Here is a 9,159-nt window from a genome sequence, read left to right on the forward strand (position 1 = left end):
GCCCTCCGGGGAGTCGTATCCATGCAGTAGGGTGTGGAGCATGGGGTTTACCTCCTGAAGATAGATTTTATAGGGTTATTACAGACGTGACTTGAGGTAGGTAACGTCCTATACTTTTCTGCGAAAAGTATAGAGGTGTTTTTGGGAATGAGTGGCCCATCCGAGGCGCTGCGCGCCCCACCTTCCCACATTGGACTGCTGTTGTTGTGGGAAGGCAGCGGCCTGCGGCCGCAAATACTTGGATAAACTTCCTTCGTCGCCTTGCGGCGACACTTCCTACACTCTTGCAGGAAGCGTTCTAGGAATGTACTGGTCAATTGGTAATCGTTAGTATAGTGTCACCACTACATTAACTATCAAACCACCTGCTGCACAGACCAGCACCGTCCCCCATCCAGGTTTTAGCGGCCTACGGCCGCTTGCCTTCCACTTACCTGTTCGTCACTTGGTACGAACAGGAAAAGGGGAAGGTCGGTCCTGCCCTAATTCTAAAGCAGGACCGGGATGGGGTTCTCCCCTTCTCTTTTTGGTTTTCTTTAGGATACGGCAGAATTCTAACCAACTTCTAAACAGATTGACAACATCCTGTGAAATTTTGTCCTCTTTATGTAAATAGGGAAAGGCCCTCCTGGGTGGTGTTGGCCCGGGAGGGTCTTTTTCAGCTGCAGCAAGGGATTTCTGCAGCTGCGTTCTAACGGGCTGCCCAGCTGGGAGGTTTCTTTCAGCTTGGCAGCGGGAAATTACTTGGTAGGTATTCTCCCCCATCATTGTGCAAACTGGGAGTTATACAGTTGTGTATAGAAGCCGTTTTGGGCCATGAGGGTGTCGTGGGTGCCTTGTTCGATGATTTTGCCGTCCCGCATCACAAGAATCTGGTCGGCGCTGCGGATGGTGGAGAGTCTATGGGCTACGATGAAGCTGGTGCGGCCTTTCATGAGTTTGGCGAAGGCGGCCTGGATTCTCAGTTCGGTGCGGGTATCGATGGAGCTGGTGGCTTCGTCCAAGATGAGCATGGGCGGCAGGGCCAGCATGACTCTGGTGATGCACAGGAGTTGTTTCTGGCCTTGGCTCAGGCTGTCATCGTCCACTACGGTATCCAGGCCCTGGGGCAGCCGGCGGATAAATTCCCAGCTGTGGGCTTCTTTGGCGGCATGGATGATTTCTTCTTCGGTGGCGCCGGGTTTGCCAAAGGCGATGTTCTCCCGGATGGTGCCCTGTTTCAGCCAGGTTTCCTGGAGGACCATGCCGTAGGTTTTCCGCAGGGAATGGCGGTCCACGGTCTGGGTATCCTGGCCGTCGATGGAGATGGTGCCCTGGTCCACGTCGTAGAAGCGCATCAGCAGGTTGATGAAGGTGCTCTTGCCGCAGCCGGTGGGTCCTACGATGGCGGTGGTTTGGCCGGGTTCTACGTGGAAGTTGAAGTCTTCGATGAGTTTCTTGTCTTTTACGTAGGAGAAGTACACGTGCTGGATATCCATTTTGCCGTCTTTAAAGGCCAGCTGCGCCTGGGGATCCGGGCTCTGGGGCTGGGCGTCGATGAGGGTAAATACCCGGGCGGCGCAGGCCATGGCGTTTTGGAGCTCGGTGACTACGGAGCTGATGTCGGTAAAGGGTTTCATATACTGGTTGGCGTAGTACAGCAGTACGGTCAGGTCGCCTACGGTAATGGTGCCGCTGAGGATCCGGAAGGCGCCCAAAAGGGCCACCAGGGCGTAGATGACGTTATTGACGGCACGGGTGGAGGGGTTGGTCAAGGAGCTGTAGAACAGGGCGTGCTGGGTATAATGCTGCAGGTCTTTGTTCAGGACGTCAAATTGTTCCGAGGCTTTGGCTTCGTGCCGAAAGGCCTTCACCACTTTTTCGCTGCCCACCATTTCGTTGATCAGGGCGGTCTGGCGGCCCCGAACGGCGGTCTGCTGGCGGAACATATGGTAGGAATGGGTGGCGATAAACTTGGCGGCGAAGAAACTGACGGGGGTCAGCACCACGATCATCAGGGAGATTTCCACGTTCTTGGTGAACATGATGTACAGAGTCACCAGGATGGTGATGATGCCGGTAAACAATTGGGTAAAGCCCAGCAGCAGGCCGTCAGAGACCTGGTCCACATCGGCAATGACCCGCTGCACCAGGTCGCCGATGCTCTGGCCGTCCAAATAGGACAGGGGGAGCACCTGGATTTGGCGGATGGCCTTGGCCCGGATATCCCGGACGGTGCGGTAGGTCAGCCGGTTGTTGATGAGGTTCATAATCAGGGTGGCCAGGCTGGACAGGGCCACCAGGGCGATAATCCGGGTAAGATACCGGCCTACCAGGGCGAAGTCCACCCGGCCGGCACCTACGATGCCGTCGATGGCCCGGCCAAAGAGCACGGGTACGTACAGCTGCAGCACCACGCTGACGCCGGCCAGCACGATGCTAAGGACCAGAAGAATCCGGTAGGCGTCAATGACGTTCAGGACTTTTTTCAGGGTGGTCAGGCTGGTGACGTTTTCGTCCTGGGGCAATTCTTCCAAGAGCTTTTCGTCTTCTTGGTTCAGGTTCTTTTTGTCCGTCATAATGCTGCCTCCTCGTCATCCAGTACCAAAGGCCGGTCTTTAGGCCGTTCTTCCGGGTACTGGGAATAATAGATTTCCTGATATACTTCACAGTTCTGCATAAGCTGGTCGTGGGTCCCCTTGCCCACCAGTTTGCCGTCGCTGAGCACCAGAATCTGGTCGGCGTAGCGGACGCTGCTGGTGCGCTGGGACACGATGAATACGGTCATATTGCCTTCCAGCTTTTTGATGGCCTGCCGCAGTTTCAGGTCGGTGACAAAGTCCAGGGCGCTGGCGGAGTCATCCAGAATCAGGATATCCGGCTTCCGCACCAGGGCCCGGGCAATGGTCAGCCGCTGTTTCTGGCCGCCGGACAGGTTCCGGCCGTTCTGCTCCAGCTGGTAGTCCAACTGGCCGGGCTTACCCTCCACTACCTCATGGGCCTGGGCAGTATCTATGGCCTGCCACAGTTCCTCGTCGGTGGCGTCTTCCTTGCCCCATTTCAGGTTGTCCCGGATGCTGCCCTCAAACAGGGTAGCCCGCTGGGGCACCACGCCGATGCGTTCATGCAAGGCGCCTTCTGCGTAATCTTTGACGTTCTTGCCGGCGATTTCCACAATACCGGAGGTGGCGTCGTAGAACCGGGGAATCAGGTTCACCACGGTGGATTTGCCGCTGCCAGTACCGCCGATGATGCCGATGGTCTCACCGGGCTGGGCGGCAAAGTCTATATTGGTAACGGCTTCGGCGCCGGAGCCTGCATAGGCAAAGGACACGTGCCGGAAGGCTACTTCGGGTACTCCTGCCTGGGGCTTGGTCAGCTGCACACCCGCTTTGGGGAAGTCCATGCCGGGCTTTACCTGCATGACGGATTCCAGCCGCTCAGCGCAGGCAATGGATTTATTGATGGTAATGATCAGGGCTGCCAGTTTTACCAGCTCGATGATCATCTGGGCCATGTAGTTGTAAAGGGCTACTACATCGCCCTGGGCCAGGCCGCCCAGGTTCACCCGCAGGGCGCCTTCCCGAATCAGGACCACGGTAGCCAGGTTCACCAGCAGGTAGGTGGCCGGGTTCATCAGGGCGGAAAGTTTCCCTACGGTTTCGTTCATATGGGTCAGAAATTCGTTTTTTTCATCAAATTCCTTGACTTCGTCCTTTTCCTTACAGAAGGCCCGGATTACCCGGACGCCGGTGAGGTTTTCCCGGGTGGTCCCCAGGAGCCGGTCCAGGGCCTGCTGGGCTTTGGTGAAAAGCGGAATGCTCTTGATCATAATGCCCAGCACCACAGCGCTAAGGATGGGAATGGCCACCACGAAAATCAGGGCGCAGCGCACATCAATGGTGAAGGCCATGACCATGGAGCCAAACACCACGAAGGGGGACCGGAGCAGCAGGCGCAGGGCCAGGTTGAGACCGGTCTGGACCTGGTTCATGTCGCTGGTCATCCGGGTAATCAGGGTGTCCGTGCCCAGGGTGTCCAGCTCGGTATAGGACAGCGCCTGGATGTGGTCGAACAGGGCTTGGCGCAGGCTGGTGGTAAAGCCCACGGCACCTTTGGCAGCGTACCACTGGGCGGTAAAGGAGAAGCCCACTTCCAAAACGGCCAGTCCCAGCATCAGCCAGAAGCACAGCCAAATGTAGTGGGTATTGCCGCCCACAATGCCTTTGTCGATGATGTCCGCCACCACCAGCGGCACCAATAGGCTCATCAAGGCTTCCAATAATTTAAAGAGCGGTGCCAGCACGCACTCTTTTTCATACCCCTTAAAATAGGGCCATAAGGTTTTCAACATTTTCTTCACCCCTCATCAATTTCTGTACTTATCATAGCACGGGAGATGGTATATAATTTATATATCATCTGTGTATATCTATTTAATTTCTATATAGGAGGAAGCGCTATGAATTCAGAACAGCTGATTTGTTTTGCGGCGGTGGTCCAGGAAGGCACCATTTCCGGGGGTGCCCGGCGGCTGAACCTGTCCCAGCCTCCGGTGTCCCTGCAAATCAAGAATCTGGAGAAGGAATGCGGGGTAAAACTGCTGGAACGGGGAGCCCGGCAGATTCGGCTCACCGAAGCCGGAAAGGTGCTGTACGACTACGCCCAAAAGATACTGGAGCTGCAGCAGGCAGCCCAAAGCGATATGCGGAGTTTTCAGGCGGGAAACAAGGGTAGTCTGCGGCTGGGAATCATCTCCTCCGGGACTGGGGAAAAATTCCTCAAGGGTCTGACCCACTTTACCCTGGAGCACCCGGACGTGCCCTTCCAGGTGTATGAGGCCAATACGTATGGGCTCCTGGAGGCTCTGGATAAGGAAAAAATTGAGCTGGCCCTAATCCGCACCCCCTTCCCTGCTGCCGGATTGGAACGGACGGTACTGACCCAGGAAGCCTTTGCGGCGGCGGGGTCAGCCACCATGCTCTACGGCCTGCCTGACACCCTGACCCTGAAGGAGCTGGCGGGGCGGCCGCTATTGGTGTACCGGCGGTGGGAAGCCATTCTCCGGGACCTGGGGGACCGCTGGGGGGCGTCCCTCTCCTTCCGGTGCCTCTGCGACGACGCCCGGACCTGCCTCCAGTGGGCGGCCTCCGGGCTGGGCATTGCCCTGGTCCCCGAGTCGTTGCTGGACCTGGCACCGGAGCTGCCCCGGCGGACCGTGAACGAGCCCCAGCTGGTAAGCCAGGTGTGCCTGGTGCGGAAAAAAGGACGGAAGCTGGGGGAAGCGGAAAAGGCGTTTTGGGGAGAGTTTAAAGGGAAAAGCGGGGAATGAAAAGGCGTTCCCGCATAGGAAGAAAAGCCTATACGGGAACGCTGGTTGTGCTTATTTAGGTTTCTTGCATCACCTGCTTGTTTTCTACATCATTTATTGTTAAAATGATGTAGAAAAATTTCCAGGGAGGTGTTGGAATGCGGGATTTTGCCTACGAGGCGATGGTGCAAAAGCTATTGTCGCTGGAACTGCTGCAGCAGCTGACGGCCATTCACGAGTGCAAAGGGCGGCAGGATTTATTTCTTGAAGCAAACAGAGATGAACTGCAACCTCTGGCTGAAGTGGCCCTAATCCAAAGCACCGGAGCTTCCAACCGGATTGAGGGTATTTTCACCAGTGACCAGCGGCTGAAGGAGCTGGTGAGCCACAAGGCGGAGCCCCACAATCGTTCGGAGCAGGAGATTGCTGGCTACCGGGAAGTGCTTGCCACCATCCACGAGAGTTACCCCTACATTTCTCTGTCTCCACGGGTCATCTTGCAGCTGCACCGGGATTTATATTCTTTTTCAGGAAGCAGTCAAGGGGGCAGTTATAAGGACGCGGACAATATGATTGCAGAAACGGATGCGGCAGGAAAGCAGCGTACGCGGTTTGTCCCGGTTCCTGCTTTTCAGACGGCAGAAGCCCTGGAAGCCTTGTGCGCCAGTTTCAACCAGGCCTGGCAGGAGGAAAAAATCGACCGGTTGCTGCTGATTCCCCTATTTGTGCTGGATTTTCTGTGCATTCACCCGTTTAATGATGGCAACGGTCGGATGAGCCGGCTGCTCACTACCCTGCTGCTGTACAAAGCGGGGTATATTGTGGGCAAGTATATCAGCCTGGAGATGATTATCGAAAATTCCAAGGAAACGTATTACGAAGCGCTCCAGGCCAGTTCCACGGGCTGGCACGACAACCAGAACACCTATGCACCGTTTTGCAGTTACTTGCTGGGAGCTATTCTCAAGGCGTACCGGGAGTTTGAGAGCCGGGTGGAGTATTTGGGAGCCAAAAAGCTGTCCAAGACGGAGCGCATCAAGGCGCTGCTGGACCAGACCGTGGGCATCATCACCAAGAAAGAGATTATGACCCGCTGTCCGGACATCAGCAAGATTACCGTGGAACGGACCCTGTCCCAGCTGCTGCAGTCGGGGTTGCTCATCAAGGTAGGCCAAGGGCGCAATACGGGGTATGTGCATAAAGGGTAGGGAAATTAAAAAATCGCCTTGCAAAACCAATTGATTTTGCAGGGCGATTTTTAGTTCTTAATACAGTTTCAACAGTTTTTCGAAGAATTCCACGCTGGGGCGCAGAGCGTCCATGGGGATTTTTTCGTTGACCTGATGGGCTTCGCCCCACCGGGCGTCTTTCTTGTGGGCGGAGAAGCGGAGCACGTCCTGGGATACGTTCCGGTAGTACCGGGTGTCGGTGGCACCCAGCATGAGAACGGGGATCATCAGGACTTTTTCTCCATACATTTCGTGGAGAATCTTCTCGGTAAGCCGGAAGGCGTGGCTGTCCGGGGTGGAGGTTGGCGTGGGGGTCAGGCCAGAAATGTGCTTAATCTTGACTCCTTCCGGCAGGAACTGGGTAAAGTATTTCTGGACGGATTCCACGATATCGCCCTGAAGCACCCGGACGCTGAAGCCGGCTGCAGCATGGGAGGGCAGCACGTTGGGCTGGGTGCTGGCAGAAGCCATGGTGAAGGCAATGGTGGTATGGAGCAAGGCGTCCAGGGCCGGATTCTGCTTGGCCAGGGCGCACAGGTCCTCCCAGCGTCCTTCAGGGTCGGCGTAGATTTCTTTGATGCCTTCGGGCTGCAGGGGTGCGCTGGCAATCAGCTGGTCCTTGGCCAGAGGGGTCAAGCGGTACGGGAAGGGATGGGTTTCGATGTTCACAATGGCTTTGGCCACTGCGCCCAGGGCCGTTCCTGCACCGGGCTTGCTGGAGTGGCCGCCGGGGGAATCTTTGTAGATTTCGTAGTTCACGGCAGTTTTTTCGCCCAGGCCAATGCGGGCGGACAGCCAGCCATCTTTTTCCGGCTGGATAAAGCCGCCTTCATCAAAGATGGTGCCAATGCGGATGCCTTTTTTCTCCAGGTTTTCGGCCAGGCGCTGGGCAGCGTCGGTATCGTTTTCCAGATACACTTCTTCTGCGTAGCCCAGGCTCAGGTACAAGTCGTAATCCGGGCGCCAGCCTTGGGCCAGGAGGTTTTCCACGGCTTCCAGCTCGGACAGCAGCAGGTGCTTGCAGTCGGTGGTACCCCGGCCGCAGACGCAGCCGTCAATAATATCCCCGGAGAAGGGGTCAAATTTCCATTGGCTCCGGTCGCCGATTTCCACCACGTCCTGGTGGCTCATGAGCAGCAGGGGCTGCTTGCCGCTGCCGGTTCCTTTCAAATGGAATTGGAGACCGGCCTGCCCCACTTTGTCCAGTTCCATGAGCTGGTAAATATGGGGGTAAAACTTTTCAAACAAGGCATGGAGTTTTTCAAATTCCTGCCAATCCACCTTGTTCACGTCGGAGTTGGACACGGTGGCACAGCGAATCATGGCCTGCAAATGCGCAGCCAGTTTTTCATCTTCTTGGGTCAAACTCACTTTTCAGCACCTTCTCACCATGCAGGGATCAAGTTGCCCTTGCAGTTTTGTTCGATATATTCTTTGACAGCCGGGCTTTGGAAAATCTTCACGAATTTTTGGTAGGTGGGGTTATCCTTGTCTTCTGCCCGGGCGGCGATGATGTTCACATAGGGGCTGGTATTGTCTTCTTTGGCAATGGCCAGGTCCTGGGACAGGCCGGCGGAGTTGGCGTAACCGGCGTTGACCATGCTGGCTGCGGTATCATCCAGGGAACGGGGCAGCTGGGCTGCTTCCAGTTCGATGATTTGCAGGTGCTTGGGGTTGTCGGTAATGTCGTTGACGGTCAGGCTGGTAGCTGCTACGTTGGGGTTTACTTTGATCAGCCCCAGTTTGCTGAGCATCAGGATGGCACGGCCGCCGTTAGAGGGATCGTTGGGAATGCCAATTTTGTCCCCATCTTTCAGTTCGTTGATGTTCTTGATTTTGGTGGAGTACAGACGCAGGGGAGCCAGGTAGGTCTTGCCGATGCTCACCAGGTTGGTGCCGCTCTTTTTGTTGAAGGCCACCAGGAAGGGTTCATGCTGGTAGGAGTTCAGGTCCAGTTCTTTGCTGGCCAGTGCCTGGTCGGGGGTCACGAAGTCGGAGAAGACTTTGACTTCTACGTTCAGGCCCTGTTTGGCAGCTTCCTTCTTTACTACTTCCATGATTTGTTCGGAGTCGCCGGGGGTAATGCCCACGGTAATGGTCTTCTTTTCGGCTGGTGCCGCAGACTTGTCGGCGGTTTTGTCGTTGCCGCAGCCGGTGAGCAGGCTGGCTGCTGCCAGGACGGAAACCAGTCCCAGCAATACTTTTTTCAGTTTCATACACATCTCTTCCTTTCTTTTTTTGAATGACTTAACCAGAACAGTTTTTTCTAGCGTGAAGGTATGAAAAAAACGTCATCTGAAAAGATGACGCTGCCTTTGTGCGGTTTCATCTTTCAGGTTGTTCCCGTTGGATTTGGCACCTTCCCTTCCGGGGGTTGCCGCAGCTTCATAGGGCCAATTCCCTCCGCTGCTCTGGATGAAGTATTCAGTTTATGAAGAAATCATACTATAAAGAGGGGATATTTGTCAACAGGGTTTTGGAGGGAGGGAAACACATCGGACCAGTTGGTGCGGCCAATGTACCTGAAGTGTGCTGGTGCCGGGAATCCCCCTATTGCCGGTTGCGGCATTTTCCCTGAAAAGGAAAATGGCTCATCACGGAAAATTGGGGGATACGAAATCTAAGACAGAATTTAAAAAC

The 9,159-nt window shown here is 55.5% G+C and carries 6 protein-coding genes and 1 riboswitch; of the genes, 2 read left to right on the forward strand and 4 right to left on the reverse strand.

Annotation, left to right across the window (positions count from 1 at the left end; genetic code table 11):
• Positions 1–764: 764 nt before the first annotated feature.
• Positions 765–2,558, reverse strand: coding sequence for an ABC transporter ATP-binding protein (locus tag DW089_RS10805; RefSeq protein WP_105325462.1), 1,794 nt, complete (start codon positions 2,556–2,558; stop codon positions 765–767).
• On the reverse strand, positions 2,555–4,330 hold the full coding sequence (locus DW089_RS10810; protein ID WP_105325537.1) for an ABC transporter ATP-binding protein: 1,776 nt from the start codon (positions 4,328–4,330) through the stop codon (positions 2,555–2,557). The genes DW089_RS10805 and DW089_RS10810 overlap by 4 nt, the downstream gene beginning before the upstream one ends.
• Before the next feature lie 111 nt (positions 4,331–4,441).
• Here DW089_RS10810 and DW089_RS10815 point away from each other — a divergent pair, with 111 nt between their 5' ends.
• Positions 4,442–5,311: a LysR family transcriptional regulator gene (locus tag DW089_RS10815; RefSeq protein ID WP_158572374.1), complete on the forward strand. Its 870-nt coding sequence runs from the start codon at positions 4,442–4,444 to the stop codon at positions 5,309–5,311.
• A gap of 137 nt (positions 5,312–5,448) precedes the next feature.
• Positions 5,449–6,498, forward strand: coding sequence for a Fic family protein (locus DW089_RS10820; RefSeq protein ID WP_105325460.1), 1,050 nt, complete (start codon positions 5,449–5,451; stop codon positions 6,496–6,498).
• Positions 6,499–6,555: 57 nt separating this feature from the next.
• On the opposite strand, the gene DW089_RS10825 is transcribed toward DW089_RS10820, so the two are convergent.
• Both DW089_RS10825 and DW089_RS10830 read right to left on the reverse strand, forming a co-directional pair.
• A complete protein-coding gene (locus tag DW089_RS10825; protein WP_231086423.1) occupies positions 6,556–7,890 on the reverse strand; it encodes a M20/M25/M40 family metallo-hydrolase in 1,335 nt (444 codons plus the stop codon).
• Positions 7,891–7,904: 14 nt separating this feature from the next.
• Positions 7,905–8,735, reverse strand: coding sequence for a MetQ/NlpA family ABC transporter substrate-binding protein (locus tag DW089_RS10830; RefSeq protein ID WP_105325459.1), 831 nt, complete (start codon positions 8,733–8,735; stop codon positions 7,905–7,907).
• A 106-nt stretch (positions 8,736–8,841) separates the two neighbouring features.
• Positions 8,842–8,941: riboswitch (SAM riboswitch) on the reverse strand.
• Positions 8,942–9,159: the final 218 nt, after the last annotated feature.

The organism is Acidaminococcus sp. AM05-11 (assembly GCF_003472805.1).
GTDB classification, from domain to species: Bacteria; Bacillota; Negativicutes; order Acidaminococcales; family Acidaminococcaceae; genus Acidaminococcus; species Acidaminococcus hominis.

Coding starts and splice junctions, on each gene's coding strand:
- DW089_RS10805 (WP_105325462.1), bottom strand. CDS start 2,558: ATGACGGACAAAAAGAACCTGAACCAAGAAGACGAAAAGCTCTTGGAA.
- DW089_RS10815 (WP_158572374.1), top strand. CDS start 4,442: ATGAATTCAGAACAGCTGATTTGTTTTGCGGCGGTGGTCCAGGAAGGC.
- DW089_RS10820 (WP_105325460.1), top strand. CDS start 5,449: ATGCGGGATTTTGCCTACGAGGCGATGGTGCAAAAGCTATTGTCGCTG.
- DW089_RS10830 (WP_105325459.1), bottom strand. CDS start 8,735: ATGAAACTGAAAAAAGTATTGCTGGGACTGGTTTCCGTCCTGGCAGCA.